18 protein-coding genes and 1 tRNA gene are annotated in these 23,546 nt (G+C 47.1%); 8 read left to right on the top strand and 11 right to left on the bottom strand.

Translation table 11 applies throughout. The features are described 5' to 3' along the window. Nucleotides 1-62: 62 nt before the first annotated feature. A complete protein-coding gene (locus H6G46_RS02485; RefSeq protein ID WP_010873436.1) occupies nucleotides 63-2,720 on the bottom strand; it encodes a transglycosylase domain-containing protein in 2,658 nt (885 codons plus the stop codon). A 226-nt stretch (nucleotides 2,721-2,946) separates the two neighbouring features. Further along, nucleotides 2,947-3,031: transfer RNA gene (locus H6G46_RS02480), tRNA-Ser, on the bottom strand. A gap of 225 nt (nucleotides 3,032-3,256) precedes the next feature. Here H6G46_RS02480 and guaA point away from each other — a divergent pair. After that, the gene (gene guaA / locus H6G46_RS02475) at nucleotides 3,257-4,885 is read left to right on the top strand and encodes a glutamine-hydrolyzing GMP synthase (protein WP_010873437.1); all 1,629 of its coding nucleotides are present in this window, start codon (nucleotides 3,257-3,259) and stop codon (nucleotides 4,883-4,885) included. Between the two features lie 87 nt (nucleotides 4,886-4,972). Beyond that, on the top strand, nucleotides 4,973-6,247 hold the full coding sequence (locus H6G46_RS02470; RefSeq protein ID WP_010873438.1) for a DNA cytosine methyltransferase: 1,275 nt from the start codon (nucleotides 4,973-4,975) through the stop codon (nucleotides 6,245-6,247). Here H6G46_RS02470 and H6G46_RS02465 read toward each other — a convergent pair. Next, nucleotides 6,224-7,204: an undecaprenyl-diphosphate phosphatase gene (locus tag H6G46_RS02465; RefSeq protein WP_010873439.1), complete on the bottom strand. Its 981-nt coding sequence runs from the start codon at nucleotides 7,202-7,204 to the stop codon at nucleotides 6,224-6,226. The two genes, H6G46_RS02470 and H6G46_RS02465, sit on opposite strands and share 24 nt — an antisense overlap. Before the next feature lie 114 nt (nucleotides 7,205-7,318). On the opposite strand from H6G46_RS02465, the gene cobU reads away from it, so the two are divergent. From cobU to H6G46_RS02450, 3 genes are all read left to right on the top strand, one after another. Next, nucleotides 7,319-7,876: a bifunctional adenosylcobinamide kinase/adenosylcobinamide-phosphate guanylyltransferase gene (gene cobU / locus H6G46_RS02460; protein ID WP_010873440.1), complete on the top strand. Its 558-nt coding sequence runs from the start codon at nucleotides 7,319-7,321 to the stop codon at nucleotides 7,874-7,876. 127 nt (nucleotides 7,877-8,003) lie between these two features. Then, on the top strand, nucleotides 8,004-8,426 hold the full coding sequence (locus H6G46_RS02455) for a hypothetical protein (protein ID WP_010873441.1): 423 nt from the start codon (nucleotides 8,004-8,006) through the stop codon (nucleotides 8,424-8,426). A gap of 238 nt (nucleotides 8,427-8,664) precedes the next feature. Then, entirely contained in the window at nucleotides 8,665-8,856 is a 192-nt protein-coding gene (locus tag H6G46_RS02450) for a hypothetical protein (protein WP_010873442.1), read from the top strand. Between the two features lie 258 nt (nucleotides 8,857-9,114). Here H6G46_RS02450 and H6G46_RS02445 read toward each other — a convergent pair whose 3' ends face one another. The 3 genes from H6G46_RS02445 to H6G46_RS02435 all read right to left on the bottom strand — a co-directional run bounded on the left by H6G46_RS02445 (nucleotide 9,115) and on the right by H6G46_RS02435 (nucleotide 12,406). Then, entirely contained in the window at nucleotides 9,115-10,137 is a 1,023-nt protein-coding gene (locus H6G46_RS02445; RefSeq protein ID WP_010873443.1) for a long-chain acyl-[acyl-carrier-protein] reductase, read from the bottom strand. Between the two features lie 218 nt (nucleotides 10,138-10,355). Further along, entirely contained in the window at nucleotides 10,356-11,051 is a 696-nt protein-coding gene (locus H6G46_RS02440) for an aldehyde oxygenase (deformylating) (RefSeq protein ID WP_010873444.1), read from the bottom strand. Between the two features lie 257 nt (nucleotides 11,052-11,308). Then, nucleotides 11,309-12,406, bottom strand: a complete 1,098-nt coding sequence (locus H6G46_RS02435) for a glucose-1-phosphate thymidylyltransferase (RefSeq protein WP_014407137.1) — start codon at nucleotides 12,404-12,406, stop codon at nucleotides 11,309-11,311. 241 nt (nucleotides 12,407-12,647) lie between these two features. Here H6G46_RS02435 and glyS point away from each other — a divergent pair, with 241 nt between their 5' ends. Next, the gene (gene glyS, locus H6G46_RS02430; protein ID WP_010873446.1) at nucleotides 12,648-14,816 is read left to right on the top strand and encodes a glycine--tRNA ligase subunit beta; all 2,169 of its coding nucleotides are present in this window, start codon (nucleotides 12,648-12,650) and stop codon (nucleotides 14,814-14,816) included. Between the two features lie 175 nt (nucleotides 14,817-14,991). Here glyS and H6G46_RS02425 read toward each other — a convergent pair whose 3' ends face one another. The 3 genes from H6G46_RS02425 to trmFO form a co-directional block, all read right to left on the bottom strand. Beyond that, the gene (locus H6G46_RS02425; RefSeq protein ID WP_010873447.1) at nucleotides 14,992-15,369 is read right to left on the bottom strand and encodes a type II toxin-antitoxin system VapC family toxin; all 378 of its coding nucleotides are present in this window, start codon (nucleotides 15,367-15,369) and stop codon (nucleotides 14,992-14,994) included. Further along, nucleotides 15,370-15,591 carry a DUF2281 domain-containing protein gene (locus H6G46_RS02420; RefSeq protein ID WP_010873448.1) on the bottom strand — a complete coding sequence of 74 codons (222 nt, stop codon included), beginning with the start codon at nucleotides 15,589-15,591 and terminating at the stop codon, nucleotides 15,370-15,372. A 64-nt stretch (nucleotides 15,592-15,655) separates the two neighbouring features. Then, a complete protein-coding gene (trmFO, locus tag H6G46_RS02415) occupies nucleotides 15,656-17,026 on the bottom strand; it encodes an FADH(2)-oxidizing methylenetetrahydrofolate--tRNA-(uracil(54)-C(5))-methyltransferase TrmFO (protein WP_010873449.1) in 1,371 nt (456 codons plus the stop codon). A gap of 136 nt (nucleotides 17,027-17,162) precedes the next feature. Here trmFO and H6G46_RS02410 point away from each other — a divergent pair, with 136 nt between their 5' ends. Beyond that, nucleotides 17,163-20,699, top strand: coding sequence for a PAS domain S-box protein (locus H6G46_RS02410; protein WP_014407177.1), 3,537 nt, complete (start codon nucleotides 17,163-17,165; stop codon nucleotides 20,697-20,699). On the opposite strand, the gene mnmG is transcribed toward H6G46_RS02410, so the two are convergent. Next, nucleotides 20,672-22,579, bottom strand: a complete 1,908-nt coding sequence (gene mnmG, locus H6G46_RS02405; RefSeq protein WP_010873451.1) for a tRNA uridine-5-carboxymethylaminomethyl(34) synthesis enzyme MnmG — start codon at nucleotides 22,577-22,579, stop codon at nucleotides 20,672-20,674. The two genes, H6G46_RS02410 and mnmG, sit on opposite strands and share 28 nt — an antisense overlap. A 177-nt stretch (nucleotides 22,580-22,756) precedes the next feature. Between mnmG and H6G46_RS02400 the strand changes: the two genes are divergently transcribed. Continuing rightward, complete coding sequence (locus H6G46_RS02400) at nucleotides 22,757-23,404, top strand: sterol desaturase family protein (protein ID WP_228670061.1); 648 nt, start codon at nucleotides 22,757-22,759, stop codon at nucleotides 23,402-23,404. A gap of 10 nt (nucleotides 23,405-23,414) precedes the next feature. On the opposite strand, the gene H6G46_RS02395 is transcribed toward H6G46_RS02400, so the two are convergent. Then, nucleotides 23,415-23,546, bottom strand: a 132-nt coding sequence (locus H6G46_RS02395) for a transposase (protein ID WP_190759818.1), incomplete at its 5' end; no start/stop codon positions are given.

Below are 23,546 nucleotides of genomic sequence, written 5' to 3'. Positions count from 1 at the left end.
GGGTAAATTTATGTCTCAACTTTGCGGAGTGACTAAACCACGCCCATATAGTTAGTCGCTAGTTACTCAGATTTACGGGCAGCAGGGGGAGCGGGTAATCCGGCATTAGCATCGGCGGGGGCGGCTGCAGGAGCAGCAACTGGGGCCGGAGCACTGACTGCCCTAGGGGGAGCTGAGGGTGCAGAAGCTGGAGCACTAGTCCTAGCAGTTTGGATATTACTGGGGCGGGCGGCATCGGTCTGGGTACGGCGATGACGGCGGGGTCGCTCAGTGGTGTTCTGACCGTCTGTTTCCGGTGAGCTAGGAGGAGCAAGGGTTTTGACCCGACGCTTAATGGGTTCGGCTTTAATGCTGGGTTTACGTTGGTCGAGATTTTTGGGCAGGGCAGGGAAGGATTGCACCGGCATCCCCTTGGTGGCGTCCCGCATAAATTGTCCCCAAACCATGGCGGCGGTGGTGCTGGCTCCATTGGTGGGGCGACTATTGTCGTTGCCTAACCACACCCCGGTGACCAGTTGGGGAATATAACCAATAAACCAAAGATCCTTTGCTTCATCCGATGTACCGGTTTTTCCTGCTACTTGGCGATCGCCTAATTGAGCGGGGCGACCAGTACCGGAAGTGACGACCCGACGCATCATGGAAGTGAGGATGGCATTGCTTTCGGGATCTAGGGCTTGGGTTTGTTTATGTTCTGCCTTGTACACCACTTCCCCTTGAGCGTTGACCACATTTTGGATGGCGTAGGGTTGCACATGGGTACCCTTATTGGCAAAGGTACCGTAGGCACTGGTCATTTCCAACGGGGTCATTTCCCAAGCGCCTAAAGCGAGGGAATAGGTAGGTTCCAGCTTGGAAGTAATCCCCATTTGTCGGGCCAAATTGATGACTGGATTCCAGCCCACATCCAGCAGTAAGCGCACCGCCACCACATTGACAGAACTGGTGAGAGCATCCGTCAGGGACATGTTGCCGCCAGTATAGCGATCGCCATAGTTGGCCGGTTGGTAGCCGCCAATGTCAATGGGCACATTAAGGTAACTTTTGTTGGGGGAAATGCCGGAGGCGATCGCCGCTCCGTACAGAATGGGTTTAAAAGTTGATCCTGGTTGTCGTTTGGCTTGGGTCACTCGGTTAAACTGACTGGCATCGTAGTCTTTGCCACCCACCATCATTTTGATGGCCCCGGTGCGGGGATCCATGGCCACCATGGCCCCTTCAGAAAACCGCTGCCAACGGCCGTATCTTTTCACCGCATCGCTGAGAACAGTTTGGGCTTCCTCTTGCCATTGTTGATTGAGGGTAGTGTTCACAGTTAATCCCCCCTGTTGCAGTTCTTCTTCCGGTAATTTGGCCCGCAACTCATCCAAAATATAGTCAGCAAAAAATTCCGCCTCCCGGTTAAAGCGCTTCAGGGGACTGGGGTTGATTACTAAGGGTTCGGCGATCGCCGCCTGGGCCTCTGCGGGGGTAATAAAACCCACTTCTGCCATGCGGTTCAACACTTCATTACGGCGACGGGTAGCTAGCTCCAAATTTTGTCGGGGGGAATAAACACTGGGGGCTGGTACTACTCCCGCTAAAGTGGCCGCCTCCCCTAGGGTCAACTCTTCCGGAGTCTTGCTGAAATAGGCATGGGCCGCATCTGCTACCCCGTAGGCCCCAGAGCCCAGATAGATCAAGTTTAGATAGCGTTCCAAAATTTGATCTTTGGGTAAGGCAGTCTCAATTTTTTGAGCCAATCGCACCTCCTTCAATTTCCTGGCTAGGGTGCGGTCTTGGGTAAGAAACACGAGGCGGGCTAACTGTTGGGTAATGGTACTGCCTCCTTGCATTACGCCCCCGGATTGCACATTGGACAGGGACGCCCGCATAATGCCCTGGAGATCAATGCCCCGGTGTTCCCGGAAGCGACTATCTTCACTGGCAACGAATGCCTGCTCCACTAGGGGCGGAATTTCCCCCATGGTGACTTTATCGTGGCTGACATTACCAATTTCCTGGAGAATGGCCCCATTGGCCGCCTTGATGGTCATGGTTCCCCTAGGGGCATAGGTGACCACATCGGCGATCGCCACCTGGGTCATGGTTTCCAACTGGTAAAAGCCCCAGGCCAAAGCGGAAGTTCCCATGCCGGCCCCCAAGCCAAAACCAAATACCAACCAAAATCGAGGCTGTTGAGTTAATTGGGAAACCGATCGCCCAACGTTTTTTAGTCCGGTGACCAAAGCAAGGGGCGTTTTGGGCGCAGACTGTTTATGTTTACCCCTTTTGCGGCGGCGACGGCGGCGGCTCCCCCTCTCCAATGTATTGTCGGCAGAGGATAGGGGAACGGACGTAACTTGCTCAGCAGTGACGGTAGATGCCCCAGGTTCACTACCATTACCATTGCTTTTGTTTTGCTCCGCTGCTGCTGCTCCATTGGCTGAGCTATGGTGTTGAACGTTTTGAATATTAATGGCTGTAACCATTTCCCTGCCCCTGCCATAACCCGGTTCCAGTTCGGCGGCATCGCCATCCCCAGGGAAAATTAACCCATCATCGCCATCGACAGAATTTTGCGCTTCAGACTCAAGATGTTGTGCAACCTGTGCAACGGGGAGAGTCTTTTCCTCGATCGCCGAAGATTTAACCTCTTCCTCCACTTCCAATGTGTTCGCTAACTGGTGGAGAAAGTTGACGGTAGAGCGCTTAAGTTTGCGGGAGAAGGATTTAAACACGGCGGTGGATAGGCACGGGAAGGCCGAATTTGGTTAAAAAGGACAAACCTAACAGCTAAATAGCTTCGCCGACAAGCCCTTTCCTAATGTATCTCCTACCATTATGTCAAGGAAAATTTCAGTAAGGGCAAATCTAAAGTGCAGATTAGGGACTGGAGAAACAGTCCTGGCCAATCCTAACTAAGCTATGGAATCAACGGTTAGCTTTTCCAGTTTAATTCTGATACGGAGAGGGGGGGATTCGAACCCCCGTTGAGTTGCCCCAAAACAGATTTCGAGTCTGCCGCATTCAACCGCTCTGCCACCTCTCCAGGGAATTCTTGAGAAGGATTTCTGCAATTTTCCGCCCCCATCTTAGCGCAGATTTGCCGTGGGTTATTCTGGGCTTCAGGTATTGGGGTAGAATACGGGGATTGTTGACGACCATGGCCTTGCCGTCAGTTAGACCCAGAAACGACACCACGAATCTAGTCTCTCTGAGGTGTGCCTGGGGATTCGCCCTCACCTCCAGTATAAATTCCTGACTGCCGATCGCCGTGACTACCCAAATCCCCGTTCCCCCCGTTGTAAGCGACCAGGCTCTGCCGGACCGCATATCCGATCGCCTCAAGGGGCAGATCATCGTTATTTTAGACTTTGGCTCCCAGTATTCGGAACTAATTGCCCGACGCATCCGGGAAACTGAAGTTTATTCCGAAGTTTTGTCCTACCGCACCACGGCGCAACAGTTGCGGGAAATTAAGCCCAAAGGCATTATCCTTTCCGGTGGCCCCAATTCCGTTTACGACCAGGGGGCTCCCGAGTGTGACCCAGAAATTTTTCAGTTAGGCGTTCCTGTGTTGGGAGTCTGCTATGGCATGCAACTGATGGTTAAACAGTTGGGCGGCCGGGTGGAGCGGGCCAAGCGGGGGGAATATGGCAAAGCGAGTCTGCACATCGACGACCCCACTGATTTGCTCACCAATGTAGAAAACGACAGTACCATGTGGATGAGCCATGGGGATTCCTGTGTGGATCTGCCGACGGGCTTTGAAATCCTCGCCCACACGGACAATACTCCCTGTGCAGCGATCGCCGATCATCAAAAGGCTTTGTTTGGGGTACAGTTTCACCCGGAAGTGGTGCATTCTGTGGGGGGCATTGCCCTCATCCGCAACTTTGTCTATCACATTTGCCACTGTGAACCCACTTGGACCACCGCCGCTTTCATTGAAGAATCCATTCGGGAAGTCCGTTCCCAAGTAGGTGATCGCCGAGTTTTATTAGCCCTTTCCGGTGGGGTAGACTCATCCACTTTGGCTTTTCTGCTCCATCGGGCGATCGGGGATAACCTCACCTGTATGTTCATTGACCAAGGTTTCATGCGTAAAGGGGAGCCGGAAAGGTTAGTGGAACTATTTGATCACCAGTTTCATATCCCGGTCCAATACGTCAACGCCCGCGACCGTTTCCTCAAGCAACTGGAAGGAGTAACGGACCCAGAGGAAAAACGTCGGCTGATTGGGCACGAATTTATCCAGGTATTTGAAGAAGAGTCCAACCGTCTTGGGCCCTTTGATTACTTGGCCCAGGGAACCCTTTATCCCGACGTAATCGAATCGGCTGATAGTAACGTGGACCCGAAAACCGGCGAACGGGTGGCGGTAAAAATTAAAAGTCACCACAACGTCGGAGGTTTACCCAAAAATCTCCGCTTTAAACTGGTGGAACCCCTCCGCAAACTATTCAAAGACGAAGTAAGAAAATTAGGTCGCTCCATTGGTTTACCAGAAGAAATTGTCCGTCGTCATCCTTTCCCTGGCCCTGGCCTAGCCATTCGTATCATTGGCGAAGTTACCTCAGAGCGGCTTAATATTTTGCGGGATGCGGACTTCATTGTGCGGGACGAAATTTCCAAACGGGGTATTTACCATGACTATTGGCAAGCTTTTGCTGTACTGTTACCCATCCGCAGCGTGGGGGTAATGGGGGACAAACGCACCTATGCTCACCCCGTTGTTCTACGCTTTATCACCAGTGAAGACGGTATGACCGCCGATTGGGCCCGGGTTCCCTACGATATTCTCGAAGCCATTTCCAACCGCATTGTCAACGAAGTTAAGGGGGTTAACCGGGTAGTTTATGACATCACGTCCAAGCCCCCTGGCACTATCGAGTGGGAATGATCAGAACAATGGGGAAGACATAAATAAATTCCCCAATTTTTAAGCAACGAAGTCAAATTTAAGCGCTAGAAGAAAACCAGAAAAACCATGGCCAGACCCATTGCCATCGACTTGTTTGCGGGCTGTGGTGGCATGTCCTTGGGTTTAGAAGCCGCTGGATTTGATATTGCCGCCGCGGTGGAATTTGATGCAGTGCATTGTTTGGTCCATCATCATAATTTTCCCTATGGTGTTACTATCTGTCGGGATATTGCTCTGGTAAGTGCGGGCGAAATTCTAAGAAAGTTAAATAATAAAGGTTATTCAAGCGATATAGACCTGATTGCTGGAGGCCCTCCCTGTCAAGGCTTTTCCCTCATGGGTAAAAGGCAGTTGGATGATCCTCGTAACTCCTTGGTGTTTGAATATGTGCGAATGATTCGGGATCTCAAACCCAAATATTTTTTATTTGAAAATGTTCCCGGTATGCGATCGGGGCAACATAAAAAATTTTTAGAGGAATTAGTTAGGGAATTTGAAACCATTGGTTACCACATCGAAAAACCAATTTTAGTGCTAGATGCGTCCCTCTATGGTGCTCCCCAAAAACGAAAAAGGTTGATTATTCTCGGCTCCAGAAAAGATGTCAAGCCTGTCACCTATCCCCTTCCACTCTATTTTGACGTTGCTGAATTAAAACAAAGTAATTGTTCTGAAAAATCAGTTTCTAACATAGCTTATAAACCGCCATTTACCTGTGGAGAAGCCATTGATGATCTAGTTGACCATACACCCTATGCAGTAGGAGAAGACCAAGGTATTCCATCAGAATTATTGGATTATTCAGCCCTGAGAAAAAGTTATGCCATCCATGCAAATGGAGCATTTTCCCTCTGCCATAAGCGCCAAGTTAATAATTTAGTTTATGGCCATATTGGTTCTCAACATACTGAAAAATCAATGAAAAGATTTGCGGATACTGTCCCTGGAACGGTGGAAAGAACCAGTCGCTTTCTGCGGCTATCAAAAACTGGTTTATGTAATACCCTGAGGGCCGGCACTGCTAGTGATAAGGGTGCTTATACCGCCCCTAGGCCAATACACTACGCCTTACCTAGATGTATAACTGTGAGAGAAGCGGCCAGACTCCATACCTATCCGGATTGGTTTCAGTTCCACAACACCATCTGGCACGGCTTTCGGGAAATTGGTAACTCCGTCGTACCTTTGCTGGCTAAGGTTTTGGGAGAACAGGTTATGGCCGCATTGAATTGTTCTGTTGAGGATTTGCCGGTTTATGAACTGGAGCCCCAAGACCGAACATTACTACATTACAATTTGCCCCAGGCTAGTCGATATTTATGTGCCAAATCCCATTCCTAAAGCAGTTAGAATTACCACTCCAAAAATTAGACGGTACCAAACAAAAATCCAGGTGCTACGTTTTTGCAAAAATTTGATCAGCCAGGCGATCGCCAGATAGGAAAAAACAGCAGAGGAAATGGTGCCAACAATGAGGGGGAGGATTGCATCGTTACTGAGATTTTTGTCCAGTAGACCCTTTAATTCCACTAGACCAGCGATAGTAATGGCCGGGATGCCCAGCAGAAAAGAAAAACGGGCAGCGGCGGCCCGCTCTAGATTGATAAATAAACCAGCAGTTAAGGTCGAGCCGGAACGGGATACTCCGGGAATCAGGGCTAGGGCTTGGGCGGTGCCCATAATTAACCCATCCTGCCAGCGTAATTTTTCAAAGGGACGGCGATGGGTGCCCAATTTTTCTGCCAGGGCTAGCAATAGGGCCATGACAATGGAGGCGATCGCAATGGTGCTCAAACTGCGGAAGAAGGAATTGTCCAAGTCTTGCACTAACAGTTTCATTAATAGTCCAAAGAAAACAATGGGAATGGTGCCCAAACCAATACCCAGACCTAATTTAAATTCGAGGGAATCGTATTGGCGAGTTTGCACAGCTTTGATAATGCCCTTAGCAATGCCGGTTAAATCTTCCCAGAAGTACCAAAATACGGCTCCAATGCTACCCAATTGAATAACGGCGGTGAACGCCACCCCTGGATCGCCCCAACCTAAAGCCATGGGCACTGCTTTTAAATGGGCTGTACTACTAATGGGTAGAAATTCCGTTGCCCCCTGAATAAAGCCCAACACAAAGGCTTGGAACAGATTAATGGATATGCCATTAGATATTACCCCCGTCTCCACTGCCTCGCTGGGAAGGATGGGCTGGGCCACTGCAATCCCCCAAGCTTGATGATAAACAACGGCGATCGCCACACTGAGACTAAAGGCACTGAGAAAATTTAATTGGCGGGGGGACATTAACTGTCGATGATAATCGGGACTCAAAGATCCTAGCCTATAGTGGCAGAGCAATTTCTTGAAACGTTTTTAAACTGTCCCCTAGAATTGTGATCGCCCCACCGTTGCAACTCCATGGCTTTTCCTATCCTCGTCACCGGCCCCAGTCGTTCAGGTAAAAGTGAATGGGCCGAACATCTTGCAGCGCAAAACCATCCATCCGTTATCTACATTGCCACTGGCAAGGAAAATGCCGCGGACGTAGACTGGCAAAATCGCATTCAACAACATCGCGATCGCCGTCCGTCCCATTGGCAAACGTTATGCGTAGACCAGAATTTGACTGACACTCTAGAAACCCTACCGGCGGGAAGTTGTGCCTTAGTGGACTCCCTGGGAGGGTGGGTAGCCAATACCCTAGAGCTATCTCCAGAGCAATGGCAAACTAAACAAAGGGAATTGATCACTTTTGCGACACAGGGGCAAAATACTCCCATAACTATTATCTTTGTGGCCGAAGAAACGGGGTGGGGGGTGATTCCAGTCTATGCCTTAGGACGCATTTTTCGGGACCGTTTGGGCGCCCTCACTCGTCAACTGGGGGGACTTTGTGGTCAAGTTTACCTCGTGACCGGCGGTTATGCAGTGGATTTGCGCCGATGGGGAGAACCCCTACCGCCACCAAGGGATTGATGAGCAAAACTGAAGTAATCATTAAGTTGTTGTAAACAAATATCAGTCCCCACTCAGGAATCGTTAACATGGAGGCCAGCCGCACAGCAGGAGGAAACTTCTGGATTTTTCAGGAGTATTATTCACCATGGCAGACGCCATTGAAGTTAAAAATTATCTAGGTCACTGGTTTCAGCTTGGCCGGGCAGTAATCTTTCCCAAAAGTAATGAGGTCGTTTTACCCAGTCCGATTTTTGCTGGCCAACGATTCTCCCGAGCCTTCGAAGATTGTTGGCAACGCATCCTCACTAGTCGGGAAGATTGTTATCTAGAAGGGACGGAACAAACCCTCCAAAGCCTACTTAGCGGTGATTGGGAAATTATCAGTTGTGCCCGCTGTGCGTTGCCGGTGCCCCTGTCCCACAGTCAAATTCCCAATTCTCTTTGTCCTTGTGTTGAGGTGGAATCCTGGCCGAATTTGGAGTTACCATTGCCCCGCCTACCGGCCAATCAAGTTTGCACCCTAAGAAAAGTTCAGGAGCGGCTGATCCGACAGGAGGAGGGAGACTGACCAATGTTCACATGGACAATGTGTTTGCTGTTCGATCGCCTTTGAGTAGACTGGGGGACACTGGCTGGGCTAGAAATTTTCCAGCATCGACAAAAGTGAATGGATGCCCGAGAATCACAGGCAAAATCTGCCTGGGCACTGCTTCAAAACCGTAGAAAAGGTTAAATTACCGGATTTTTGATTGCCAAGGCTGGCCAATAGATTAGAATGTAACGGAAAGGTTTACATTTTGTTACATATGTTGGTGCCCATTCTCATTTTTGATGTGGCTTTGGTGGCCTGGTCCCTCCACCTTATGCAACAGGCGATCGAAGAGCAGGAATTTTCTTTGATGCTGGCCGGAACTCTCGTAGCAGCAGCGGCGGCCGCCACATTGGTGGTTTATTTTCTCATGGGCCATTGTTTATCTCAATTGAGCCAGACTCTTTGACCAGCAGCATTGAGCTTTGATAATTGGTTGTCAAATTAGTCTTTGATTCAAAAGTTTACCTAAGACAGTCCCTCTTTGAGCTAGCCCAGCAGTTTTAGGCACGAATCCTCTGAATTCACCCATTTATAAAGTCTCTAGGAAGGCAGGAATATTTTAGATTAAGCAGATATCTTCTATGGAAAGCACGGGGAAATATTGACTACTGGCCACTGTTTCAGACCTTGTTCACCAGCTCCACACACGCCCTATCCTGTCGGCCTAAAGAGCTACTAAAGGGCAAAAGCCATGCTTGACAGAAGCTTCACCAATCGCCTCCATTTTATTAACGGAAATTTGGTTGCGGCCCCAGGAAAAATTAGTGCGCCAGCCCTCAAACTCTAGCAAAATGGCCTCCGCAAAACAGGCGAACATTTGCCGGGAGGGAATATCCATCTCCACAATCTTCATAATTTCCCAGGTAATATCAAGGGAATGTTCTACAATCCCCCCCTTGAGAATATGCACCCCATCCGCTTTCACCCTGGTGTCTAAATTCTTGGGATAGCCCCCATCCACAATCAAACAGGGCTTTTTCAGCATTTCCCCCGCAATTTCTACCCCCTTGGGCATACTAGCCACCCAAACAATAATATCTGCCTGGGGCAGGGCTGTTTCCAAATCCATAATTTTGCCCCGACCCAATTCCTCTTGGAGATTTTCCAATCTTTGGCGGTTACGGGCAATTAGCAATAATTCCTTAACTTGATGTTTGCTATCTAACCAACGACATACGGCGCTACCAATATCTCCCGTGGCGCCACAAACCGCTACCGTTGCCTGACTTAGATCAATACCCAACTGTTTAGCTCCAGACTCGACCTGACGGCAGATCACATAAGCGGTGTGGGTATTACCAGTGGTGAACCGCTGAAAATCTAGTTCCACATTGCGGACTTGATTATTTTGCTTGAGGTTAAATTCTTCAAATACGATTGAAGAAAAGCCTCCCAGGGCCGTAATATCCAAGCCCACCTTTTGGGCCAGGGCCATAGCATTGAGGATTTTACGAATGGCCGCTTTGATCCGCCGTTGGGTTAACATTTCCGGCAAAAAGCAAGACTCCACATATTTGCCTTCAATCACCTGCCCCGTCACACTTTTCACCTGAAAATTATCAACCACTTGGGGAGGAGCCGAACACCAAAAATCCAGGCCTTGGTTGGCGTACTCAGGATAGCCTAAATCTTCAGCAACCGCTTGGGCGTGTTCTAAACTCGTGAGATGACCAATAAGACCAAACATTGATAATAGTCAGAATAAATAGGGGAAGGTATCGCTTTCCGCTCAGTTAACGACTCCGATCGCCATAAAGCTTTACACAGTATGGCACAATTTGACGAACTTCCCGTTGGCATGGGCCAGCTTCCTAAAAGCACTCCAGAATAGGGAAAAACCCACAGATCCTAAGAAGCTTGGGATTTGTGGGCTCATGAAATAGTTGAAGATATTTCTAGCCGGGACTAGACTCCGGCCAAACCGTAGGAAGACATACGCATAATTTCCCTGGTGCTGAAGCCGATGTTACTGAGGGCTTCGCCGTAGCTGATCATAAAATCTTCCACTAGGGCTTCTTTTTCCATGCCCAATACCTTGGCGTCCCCCTGCACTTGGTTGAGCATTTTCCACACTAAGGGTAGGTTTTCTTTGTTGGCCTGCTCCAGTTCTTCCTTAGCGGTGGCAAAGTTGGCCTTTAGCCATTCTTCCCCGTAGTTGAGGTGGGTGTATTCGTCCTTGACTACGCCCTCAGTGATTTTCCGAGCAAAGTCGTCCGCCACAGGGATATATATGTTATAGGCGGCGATCGCAAAAGCTTCGATAATCAAAGCCTGGATCAATAAACAGGTAACAACTTTCCCTTCGCTAAAAGCGTGCTGGAAATTGCCATGGAGACCGGCGAAAAATTCCTGGGCATAGGGCATATCAGGGTTCACTTGGAGGTTGTTGCCACAGGCTTGGAAACCTTTTTTATGGCGGTTTTCCATTTTGGCCAAGCGGGTCAACTCTTCTTTGTCTTCCGGCAAGAGTTCCGCCATCTGGAGGTAGTTGCTGTAGGCTTCCTGTTCGCCTTCAATGACAATGGCGTTGATGCGGCTATAGGCGTCTTTGTAAATTTCGCTGGAATAGTCAAATTCGGTGCGGACAGCAAGCTCGGGCATAGGGGCGTTGGACTCCTGTGGATGGACGGTTAAAAGGTCGATGAAGACCAGAGAATCAAAGTAAAGAAAGGTTAAGAAATTAACCCCCGGTTGTCTTTATAATACAGACTCTAAATTAATGCAAATCCCGGAGGATCATAGCGGTCTAACCATAGGGAACACCTATCCAGTTGATTTAGTAATCTACATGGCCAGATCTGCTGCGATTTGAGTTGGCACCATTCTAGCAAAACTAGTCTAAGTTGCTGGGGGGGAGGTTAGTCCTGGGGATAGGAAGAGGGTCCAATTAGTTCCACTTGGGAATCATTACCAATCAGGAAGCGCAAAGCCTGGGGACGGCGGGGAGCGGGAAAAATTTTGGCGTTTTTGCCGATGACACTATCGACAATTCTTTGTTGGATGGCCACAATGCTAGCTCCTTGGAGCACGACACTATGTTCAAGATCTGCATCCCTGATTTTAACTCCCTCGGCAATACTGCTATAGGGACCGATGAAGCAGTTTTCCAGATGACAGTTGGGGCCGATCGCCACGGGGCCACGGATGACGCTGTTGATAATTTGACTGTGGGGGCCAATGGTTACCCGACCGGAGATTTTGCTTTGATCGTCTACGGTGCCTTGGATGTTTTTTTCCACTAGGGTATCGAGGATAATCTGATTGGCGGCCAGCAGGTCGTCTTTCTTACCGGTGTCGAGCCACCATCCTTTTAGTTGTAGGGATTCCACCCGATAATCATGGCTGATCAGATATTGAATTGCATCGGTGATTTCTAGTTCTCCCCGGGCAGAGGGCTCAATGTTGGCGATCGCCTGGTGAATGGTCGGGGCAAAAAAGTAAAGTCCCACTAGGGCCAAGTTGGAAGGGGGATGCTCTGGTTTTTCCACTAGGGCTAAAACTTTGCCTTGGTCATTAACGGTGGCCACCCCAAAGGCGCTGGGATTGGACACTCGCCGCAGTAGAATCAAGGAATCGAGGGATTTAGCCTGAAAATGGGCGAGGAATTGCTCTAGGTGGTCTTGAATTAGGTTATCGCCTAAATACATCACAAAAGGGGAATCTTGGAGAAAGTCTGCCGCCGTTTTCACTGCATGGGCCAACCCCAATGGTTCGGATTGCAAAATATAGGTAATCTGGATACCGAACTTTTCTCCGTTGCCGGTGATAGTTTTAATTTCCTCTCCCGTTTCTGGGCTAATAATAATGCCAATGTCGGTAATGCCAGCTTTGGCGATCGCCTCAATGCCATACCAGAGGATTGGTTTGTTAGCCACAGGCACCAACTGCTTAGCCCCGGTGTAGGTGAGGGGACGCAAGCGAGTTCCTTTGCCACCGGAGAGAATGAGAGCCTTCATAAAAATCTTGATAGCGGTTATGTTGTTGGGTCTAGGGTTCAGTGAACAGTTATCAGTAAGCAGGAATCGGTCAACACTGACCATTAAAACCTAATCGAGAAATGATGGCGTAAGCATCTGCCCGTAAATTGACTGATTTCGTGTCATCATCAAAAATCTCTATGCCCCATCTCAACTTGCCTGATATGTTTATTGGTGGTGGCTTTTGCCTTCCCTAACCGACCCATTGCTCCCTTGCCCTATGCCCCTGCAAACCTTTCTATTTGAAATTGGAACTGAAGAATTACCCGCCGATTTTGTTCGCAGTGCGATCACCCAGTGGCAAGGGTTAATTCCCCCAGGTTTGGCGGCGGAGTTTTTACAACCGGAGTCGGTGGAAATTTACGGCACGCCCCGGCGCTTGGCGGTGTTGATCAAAGGCTTACCAGAATGCCAGCCCGATCGCCTGGAGGAAATTAAGGGTCCTCCGGCCAGTGCCGCTTTCAAAGACGGGCAACCCACCCCGGCCGCCTTGGGCTTTGCCAAAAAACAGGGGGTCAACCCGGAGGATTTTGAGATCCGCTCCACCCCCAAAGGGGACTTTATTTTTGTCAATAAGCAATTACAGGGCCAAGCTAGCCGGGATTTGTTGCCCAAGCTGGCCCTAAGCTGGCTCAAGGCTTTGGACGGTCGAAGGTTTATGCGTTGGGGAGATGGGGATTGGCGTTTTCCCCGCCCCATTCGTTGGTTAGTTTGTCTGTTGGATGACCAAGTTTTACCCCTACAAATTGACAATGGCTCCACTACCCTAGTAGGCGATCGCCTTTCCCGGGGGCACCGCATTTTGCACCCAGCAGACGTCAGCTTAGAGCATGGTCAGAATTATTTGGCCCAGTTAAAAACGGCCGGGGTTGTAGTAGATCCCCAAGAACGGCGGGCCATGATTGAACAACAAATCACCACCCAAGCGGCCACCCTAGAAGGCGAAGCAATTATCTATGAGGATTTGCTTGATGAGGTGGAACAGTTGGTGGAATATCCCACAGCGGTATTGGGCAAGTTTGATCAGGAATTCCTCAGCTTACCCAGGGAAGTGACTACCACGGTTATGGTTACCCATCAACGCTATTTTCCCGTGGTGGACAAAGATGGAAGGCTATTGCCCCATTTCATCACCATTGCCAACGGTGATCCCAGCAAAGGAGACATTATTGCCGCCGGAAATGGCCGGGTCATTCGGGCCCGCTTAGCCGATGCCAAATTTTTCTATCAAGCCGACTGTGACGATAGCCTCGATAGTTACCTGCCCCAACTAGAAACGGTTACCTTCCAAGAAGAGTTGGGCACCATGCGAGACAAGGTGGACCGCATTATGGAAATGGCCGCGGCGATCGCCGACCAGTTGGGAGTAACAGAGCAACAACGGGGAGAAATCGATAGTACCGCCATGCTGTGTAAAGCGGATTTGGTCACCCAAATGGTGTATGAATTTCCCGAACTACAGGGCATTATGGGGGAAAAATATGCCCTCGTTAGTGGTGAATCGGCAGCGGTGGCCCAGGGCATTGTGGAGCATTACCTCCCCCGGCACCAGGATGATGATTTACCCCAAGGCTTACCGGGTCAAGTGGTGGGCATGGCCGATCGCCTGGATACTCTGGTGAGTATTTTTGGGTTGGGTTTATTACCTACCGGATCTTCCGATCCCTTTGCCCTGCGGCGGGCCGCCAATGCGGTGATTAATGTAGCCTGGGCAGCGAGTTTAGAAATTAATTTGCTGGAATTGTTGACCCAGGGCTGCCGGGATTTTGTTACTTCCCACCCCGATAAAACCTCTCCCCTGCAAGCGTTAAAGACGTTTTTTCTGCAAAGATTACAAACCCTACTTCAGGACGAACAGGGCATTGATTATGATCTAGTCAACGCCGTATTGGGCAATGGGGAGACAAACTGCGACGAGGCTCAAAGTAGATTACATGATCGCCTGTTAGCAGATTTACAGGATGTCAAAGAAAGGGCTCAATATCTGCAAGAATTGCGAGATAACGGTCATTTAGACGCAATTTATCCCACTGTGAACCGTTCTGCCAAGCTAGCTAGTAAAGGCACTTTGCCAACGGACCAATTAGACCCCCGTCCAGTGATTCAAGCGCCCCAACTAGTCCAGGATTCAGAAAAAGCAGTTTACCAAGCATTGCTGGCCATTTATCCCAAAGCGGTAGAAGTACAAGAAAGCCGTGACTATGAAACCTTGGTAAATGCACTACACGAGCTTGCCCCCACCGTGGCGGAATTTTTCGACGGGCCGGATAGCGTATTGGTGATGGCAGAAAACGATGAATTACGGCAAAATCGCCTTAATTTACTCGGTTTAATCCGCAACTATGCTCTGATCCTCGGAGACTTCGGGGCAATTGTTAAAGGCATTTAAGAGCCTGTTTTAAATGTCCTCCTGGCCTCCAATTTGGGGGGAAACTGAGTGAAAGTCCCCCAGTATTGCCGGAGCTTTAGTGAAGAGATTTAGGGGGCTGAACAAAACTGCTAAACACGTTCTAAGCAATAAGGTTCAAGGAATGAAAATGACTCATACAAACAGGTTATTGTTCTCATTCCCAGATTAAATTAACGTTGTATTTTTTGAAATTTTCGTCTTTGCTAATGACGGAAAAATTATGTTGCTGAGCCTGGGCAATAATCATACGGTCAAAAGGATCTCGATGATGCAAGGGCAAATTGCGACAAGCTTCCAAATGTTGCCATGTGATGTTCAAAACCGAAATATTGAGATCAGCAAGTAAATTCTCTAGATCAGTAAAAGCGTAATTAAGCCTTAGTTTGTTGATGTTGAGTTTAATGGCAATCTCCCAGAGAGATACAATGCTGACATAAACTTTTGGCTTGGCTTCAATCAAACTCTTGAGATGTGATGGTAGTTTTATATCATTATCTAAAAACCACAAAAGCGTGTGGGTGTCCAGTAGCATTTACATATACTCCTGCATTTCTTCCAAAGGAGCATCAAAGTCATCTGCCATCCAAATTTTCCCCTTTAGAACACCTGCTTGACGATATTTTTTTTGTCCATCATTGGTTACTGGACTGACTGGTGGTTGCTTAGTCAGCAGAAATTCGACAAAGTGTTCTACTTCAATTTTCATGGCATCGGGGAGAGCATTGATCTTTTCTAGTAGGGCGGTGTCTGTCATGGGATTGCTCCTTAATTTTGACTTTGTATCGATTCTAAGCTGACTTTTTTGGTAGTTGCCATCCCTAAACTCGACAGGTTGCTAGACTTTTGATGCTAGTTTGCCAGGTTGTTAAATCAGCCAAAGCTCGATCCCGATATTGACCGTAACGTTCTTGCTTATTACGAATCCGCTGGGGCAATTCCGGTAAAATTCCAAAATTGGGCGGCATGGGCTGGAAATGTTTGGGGGAAGCGGAACTGATGAAGTTAAATAAAGCTCCCATCATGGTGGTGGCCGGCAATGTGAGCAAAGGTAAACCCAACGCCAACCGGGCCGCATTGGTGCCCGCTAACCATCCCCCGGCTGTGGCAGCGGCATAACCCTCCGTTCCCACTAACTGCCCCGCCGCAAATAAAGTCTGGCGATCGCCGAAATGGAGACTAGCGGTCAGAAGTTGGGGGGAATTAATAAAAGTATTGCGGTGCATTACCCCCATGCGAACAAACTCAGCGTTTTCCAAACCGGGAATCAAGCGGAAAACCCGTCCCTGTTCTCCCCAGCGTAAATTGGTCTGAAAACCCACCATATTCCACAATTGTCCTGCCTTATCTTCCTGGCGCAATTGCACCACTGCATAGGGCTTTTTCTCCTTGTTAGCAGGATCTCGAAAATCCCCCAAACGGGCATCAAATAGACCAACGGGCTTTAGGGGGCCGTAACGCATGGTGTCTTCCCCCCGCTGGGCCAACTCTTCTATGGGTAAACATCCCTCAAAAAACTTAGCTGTTTCTCGGTCAAAGTCCTTCAGGGGAGCTTGTTCGGCCTCACACAATGCCTGCCAAAAATTGAAATATTGCTCTCGGTTAAAGGGGCAGTTGAGATAGGCCGCCTCCCCTTTGTCATAACGGGAAGCAAAAAAAGCTACTTCTTTATTGATGGAATCCCCCACCACAATGGGACTGGCCGCATCGAAAAAGCTTAGGTATTCCATGCCGGTGAATTGTTGCAAATCCTCCGTTAGCGCTGGGCTAGTGAGGGGTCCCGTAGTCAGCACCGTAATACCTTCCCTGGGAATTTCCGTTACTTCCCCCCGCCGTAATTCCACCAGGGGATGGCTGGCCACTTGCTCTGTCAAAGACCGGCTAAAAATTCCCCGGTCCACCGCCAAAGCACCCCCAGCTGGCACTGCATGGCGATCCGCTGTGGTAATAATGAGAGAACTCAACTGCCGTAATTCTGTTTGCAAAAGTCCCGCTGCCCGATCGCCAGCTTTGGCCCCAAAGGAATTGCTACAGACCAACTCCGCCAAATCCTCACTGTGGTGGGCTGGACTCAGACGTTCGGGGCGCATTTCCGTCAAAATAACTGGAACTCCTGCTTGGGCAATTTGCCAGGCGGCCTCCGTACCCGCTAAGCCTCCACCGATAACATGGATGGGCGTTAAAGTGGTCATAGGGAACTTTGAAAATTCAAAAATAGTTAGAGACTAACATTTTAAAGCAGGGGACAGTCTACCGCCCAAGGAGAAGGCCCCATCTCCTGAAGAATGGAATTTTCCTTGTCTTGATCAATGTTTGACCTTGGAACCCATGCCTATCATTCCTAGCCCCAAAGTCCTGTTAGTGGATGATCAGCGGGAAAATCTTGTTGCTCTGTCACGGGCCCTGGATTCCCTGCCAGTGGAAATAATCACCGCTAACTCCGGCCAAGAGGCGATCGCCACCGCCGCCACCACAGAATTTGCCTTGATGATTTTGGCCCAGGAAATGTCTGAATTGGACGGGCTAAACACCGCTAAAATTCTTCGTTCTTTTCCCCTGGCTGAACAAACTCCAATTATTTTTCTAGCTCGGCAAGAAATTATCACCAAAGCAATGGCAGAAATAAATATTTTGGGGTTGGTTGACTTTCTGGCACAACCGCCTAACCAAAATTTTCTTCAGGTGAAAGCTAAACTTTATTTGCAGCTTTTCCAGCAGAAACAAACTCTGCAATACTATAATAATTACCTAGAAAGTTCAGTTAAATCTGTTCATTTTGATGTAAAAAATAATCATTCAGAACAACTCAGTGAAATAATTTTAGCCAATATTTCCGATACTGTCTTTGTCACTGATTTATCCGGAAAATTTACTTTTATTTGTTCAAATATTGATAATATCTTCGGCTATTCCTTGGCGGAAGTAAACGCCATGGGAACCGTAGAAACGCTCCTGGGTGATTTTAGATTTAACGAATATGAGTTAAAAGAAAAGGGGGAATTAAAAAATTTACGGCATGATGTTCAAGATAAACAAGGTAAAATTCATTATTTACTCATCAATCTTAAGAAAGTCGCTATTAATGGAGGTATTTATCTTTATAGTTGTCGGGATATTTCAGAATGGGCTCGAAAGGAACAAGCCATTAGAAACAGTGAAGCCAATTTCCGAGACATTTTTGCCAGCATCAAGGACGGGCTATTGGTTTTAGATGAAGATAATTACATTTGTTATGCCAATGCCCAGGCAGTGAAACTTCTTAACTGTACTTTGGAAGAATTAGTGGGAACCATTGGCAGTCCATTGGAAGATACGGAATTTAGCTTACTAGTAGACGACGGCACTATTTACACGGTGGATGTTAGTGTAACCGAAATTACATGGTATGGACAAACCGCAAAGCTAGTCTCTTTACGGGATATTAGCGACCGCAAACGCATGGAGAACCAATTGCGGGAAAATCAGAATAAATACTATCGTCTTTTAGAAAATCTTGACAATGGAGTAATAGTACACAATGCCAATGCCGAAATTGTTTATGCTAATCCTAAAGCAGAATCTTTCCTCGGTTTAACAGATTTAGAAGGCAGGGATATTGATGATGAATATTGGATGTTTTTTGATAAAGAAGGAGAAAAATTAGAAAAAGAGGAATTTCCTGTGGCCCAGGTTTTAGCCAACCAATCTTCCTTAAAAAATTTTGAAATGGGTATTTATCGTCCCGACACTGACCAATTACTCTGGGCGTATATTAATGCTTACCCTGAATTCTATAATGAAGACACCATTCAGGAAATAATAGTAACTTTTTCTGATATTACTGAACGCAAGTTAGCAGAAATTCAACTAAAAACTATTAATGAAAACCTAGAAGTTCTTATTGAAGAGAGAACCAGTGAGCTGGAAAGTAGCAATAGCCAATTATTGCAGGAAATTATCGAGAAAGAACAGGTGAGTATTACCCTTACCACCCAGGAGGCAAAATATAGAGCTTTAGTCCGAGATGCCGGTGATGCAATTATTTTAATTACCATTGACTTCATTGTCCTAGAAGTCAATTATCGGGCTGTGGAGTTGAGTGGTTATGATCAAGAAGAATTAATTGGGCATTCTTTGCTTGACCTTAGGCTATTGACCCCAGAGTTTTATGCTCAACAAAGACACTTTTGGCGCACTCTTAAAAGGGAACAAATTTCCCAATTAACCGATGTCAGACTCGTAAAAAAATCTGGAGAATTAATTTCCGTTGACATTTCCGCCAGTGTAATTACCTATGAAAATCACTCAATTGTTCAGTGCATAGTCCACGATATAACCCTCCAAAAGACCATTCAAGCCCAACTGCAACGGGAAAATTATTTTCGTCGGCAATTATTGGAAAAAATGGTGGAAGGATTATTTGTTTGTTATGAAGTTGAGCAGTTTCCCTTCCTGCAATTTACTGTGTGGAATCCGATGATGAAAAATATCACTGGCTATAGTCAAGAAGAAATCAATCAATGCGGTTGGTATGAAACTCTTTATTCCCATGGACAGCCTCAAGAGGCAGTAAGGGTGAGAATGAAGGCAGTGGCCTTAGGGGTAGATATGGTCAAGGAAGAGTGGCAAATTATCCGTCGGGATGGAGCTTTGCGTACCGTTGAAATTTCCACTGCCTTGATCACTTCAAATAATCAGACCAATATCCTTGCGGTGATTCAAGACATAACAGATCAAAAACGACAGCTACAAATTATTCAAAATAACGAAGCTACTCTCCGTTGTATTGTGGAAAATCTGCCAATTTTCTTTGGCATGAGAACAATAAACTTTAGTAATTGGTATTATATTAATCCATCTTTTGAAAGTTTGACGGGTTATACTCCAGATGAAATGTATGAAGATCCCCTGCTATGGCAAAAAATTCATCGGGAAGAATATGCAGAAAATCTAGAACAGGCACGTCCTAACCTGGGGGAGTGGACTATTTTTTCTATGGAGAAAAAAGACGGCACACAAATTTGGGCGCAAACAGTAGAATCTTTAGTTGATGATCTATCAGACACTGCTCGGGTGGTGGTGTTTGGCCAAGACATTACTGACATTAAACGAGCGGAAATCGAAACCCTGAGATCTTTGGTCAAAGAACGGGAACTAAATGAAGCTAAAAGTCAGTTTGTTGATATTGTGTCCCACGAATTTCGTACTCCTTTAACTTCTATTATTGGTTTTGGAGAGTTATTGTCCAAATATTTTGATCGTCTTTCTACAGAGAAAAAACAACAATATATTAACAATATCCAAAATTCTAGCCAACGGCTGAAACAACTAATTGATGATGTGCTTTCCATTAGTCGCTATGATGCCAATAAGATAGAAATTGAGCTAGGTAACATTAACCTAAGGAACTTAGCTAACGATTTAATCGAGAATTTTAGCTGTGGCCTGGGCAGTGAACATAATTTTGAGCTTAACTACCATCTCAAGCCGGACGAACACTCCCTGGTGGATGTGAGACTACTCCGCCATATTTTGGAAAATATTTTAAGTAATGCCATTAAATATTCGGCCCCGGGTAGCACTATCACCCTAGATATTAGTAAGGATGAAGAGCATTTACTTTTCCAAGTACGGGACGAAGGCATTGGTATTCCCCTCCAGGACCAGGAAAAACTGTTTGAAGCTTTCCATCGTGCCAGCAACGTAGGGGATATTCCCGGTACTGGTTTGGGATTGAGCATTGTTAAACGCTATGTGGAATTTCAGGGAGGGACAATCGAGGTGATATCGATGCCAGGAAAAGGGACCACAATGGTGATCAAATTGCCCCTAAACCCTGCCCCGATCATCCAGATTGCTCAGGGGGAAACCGATCGCCTGAGTTGAGTTTCTAGATAAACCAGGAGGGCATTGATATCGGCGGGGTTAACGCCCCCAATGCGACCGGCTTGACCAATGGTGAGGGGTTGGAACTGGGTTAGTTTTTCCCTTGCTTCCATGGATAGGGTTTCAATGGCCATGTAATTTAAGCCGGGGGGCAAACGTTTTTGGCTATGGCGGCTCACCTGTTCAATTTGGGTTTGTTGCCGCTTAATGTAGCCGGAATATTTGATTTCGATTTCCACGCTGGTTTTTTCCTCCGGTTTTAATTCCTCGTTACCCAACTGAAATTTTTCTAAATCTGGATAATGAAATCCAGGTCGTCGTAGTAACTCCGCCAGCACAATGGAGCCTTTAATTTTCTGTTGGGTATAATCAACAATTTCTTTACCCACTGCATCTTGCTCTTTGATGCGGGTACTGTACAGTCTTTCTTTTTCGGCGGTGATGTTAGCTTGTTTGGTTTGGAATAGGTCCCAACGGCGATCGTCAATTAAGCCAATTTCCCTTCCCAGAGGGGTTAACCTTTGATCGGCATTGTCGGAACGTAAAATTAAGCGGTACTCGGAACGGCTGGTGAGCATCCGGTAGGGTTCCCGCAAATCTTTGGTGCATAAATCATCAATTAATGTACCCAGATAACTTCCCTCCCGGGAGAAGATGATCAATGATTTTCCTTGACAATGACGGGCCGCATTGATCCCCGCCACCAGACCCTGGGCCGCCGCTTCTTCATAGCCAGTGGTGCCGTTAATTTGCCCAGCACAAAATAGTCCTGCCACTTTTTTGGTCATCAAACTGGGATAACACTGGGTAGCCGGTAAAAAGTCGTATTCCACTGCGTAAGCGGGGCGCAACATGACACAATTTTCCAACCCCGGTAGAGTTTGTAGCATGGCCAATTGCACATTTTCCGGTAGCCCCGTGGAAAAACCTTGAATATACAATTCAGGAATGTCTCGACCTTCCGGCTCGATAAAAATTTGGTGACTTTCTTTGTCAGCGAAACGAACAATTTTATCTTCGATGGAAGGACAATAACGGGGCCCCTTAGAGTCAATAAAACCGCCATAAATGGGAGATAAATGGAGATTATCTTTAATTAATTGGTGGGTCTTAGCTGTTGTTCTGGTCAAATAACAATTCATTTGCTCCCGCTCTACCCACACTTCCGGGTCAAAGCTAAACCAACTTACCTGTTCATCTGGGGGTTGGGGCTCTAATTTGTCATAATCTACCGATCGCCGATCAACCCTGGCCGGAGTTCCCGTTTTTAACCTGCCAGTTTCAAAGCCCAGTTCATTCAAAGTTTCCGTTAGGCCTACTGCCGCAAATTCGCCGGCCCGCCCCGCTGGCATGGACTTATTACCAATCCAAATTTTGCCCCCCAGGAAAGTCCCTGTCGTAATCACCACCGACTGGGCTCCAAAGCAAGCGCCAAAGTAGGTCTGCACACCTTGAATCTCATCATTGTCCCCCAACACCAAATCCGTCACCATCCCTTCCCGAATGGATAGATTAGGTTGATTTTCAACGATATTTTTCATCACCGCCGCATATTCCCGCTTATCCGTTTGGGCCCGCAATGCCCACACCGCCGGCCCCCGGGAAATATTTAACACCCGCTTTTGCAGATAGGTACGGTCGGCCATTTTGCCAATTTCCCCCCCCAGTGCATCCACTTCATGGGTTAACTGGGATTTAGCCGGCCCTCCCACTGCAGGGTTACAGGGTTGCCAAGCAATGCGGTCTAAGTTGAGGGTTAACAGTAGGGTGCGACAGCCCAACCGAGCCGTGGCCAAGGCCGCCTCACAACCCGCATGGCCTGCCCCCACCACGATGACATCAAATTGGTCTTGGAATTCCACTGGCGATCGAAGGGTCATGGCGGCGCACTAAAATGGTAGCAGGGCTAAAAACTATATTTTAGTCTTTAGTTCAACTTTTAGAGAATTAAACTGAATTTCAGACAAATATTAACTAATTGACTTGTTATGGCATTATTAGCCTAATTTATGGATCATTTATTTTGGATTTATATACTTGTATTTTTTGCTATTATTTTGTTTAGATATTTTCTAATTGCGGGGGGAACCTATGCTTTTTTTTACTCCCCTTGGGGTCAATCGTTACTTAAGAACCATTTACCCATTAATATTCCCTCTTCGCAATCAATTCGCAAAGATATAAAACTTTCCATAATTTCAGCAATTATTTTTGCCCTGGCAGGGGCATTTATTTTGTCGAGCTATGGCGGAAAAATGAATCGTTTATACGTCGATCCATACCAACACGGACTTTGGTATCTGGGAATAAGTTACGTTTTAATTTTGTTCTTACAAGATACCTATTTTTATTTCACCCATCGCCTTTTCCATCATCCGAGATTGTTTTCTTTGTTCCATAAAGGACATCATCTTTCCCGTTATCCTACCCCCCTCACTTCCTTTGCCTTTGATCTGCCAGAGGCGATCGTGCAATCATTTTTTTTAATTATTGTTGTTTCCCTTATTCCTCTCCATTTTTTTACTTTATTAGCGATATTAATGACCATGACAATTTGGTCGGTGATTAATCATTTGGGTATCGATCGCCTACCTTTAGCATTTCCTCATCATTGGTTAGGGAAATACTTTATTGGCACGGCCCATCATTCCCTACATCACCTCAAATACAATGCCAACTATGGGTTGTATAGTAGTTTCAAATAAAGCTGAGACGCTAAACGCCACAGTAAGAACGGATAATTTCATCAAGAGACGTGTCAATAGGAGCGTACATTCTAGCTCGTTTCAAGGCACTAAAGTCATGCTCAATATCATTTAAATCAGGAGAATATTTCGGCAAAAAAAG

This window comes from Synechocystis sp. FACHB-908, assembly GCF_014698595.1.
Taxonomy (GTDB): Bacteria; Cyanobacteriota; Cyanobacteriia; order Cyanobacteriales; family Microcystaceae; genus Synechocystis.
Note: the sequence above shows the minus strand (reverse complement) of the source record. Positions and strands in the feature narration are given on the sequence as shown.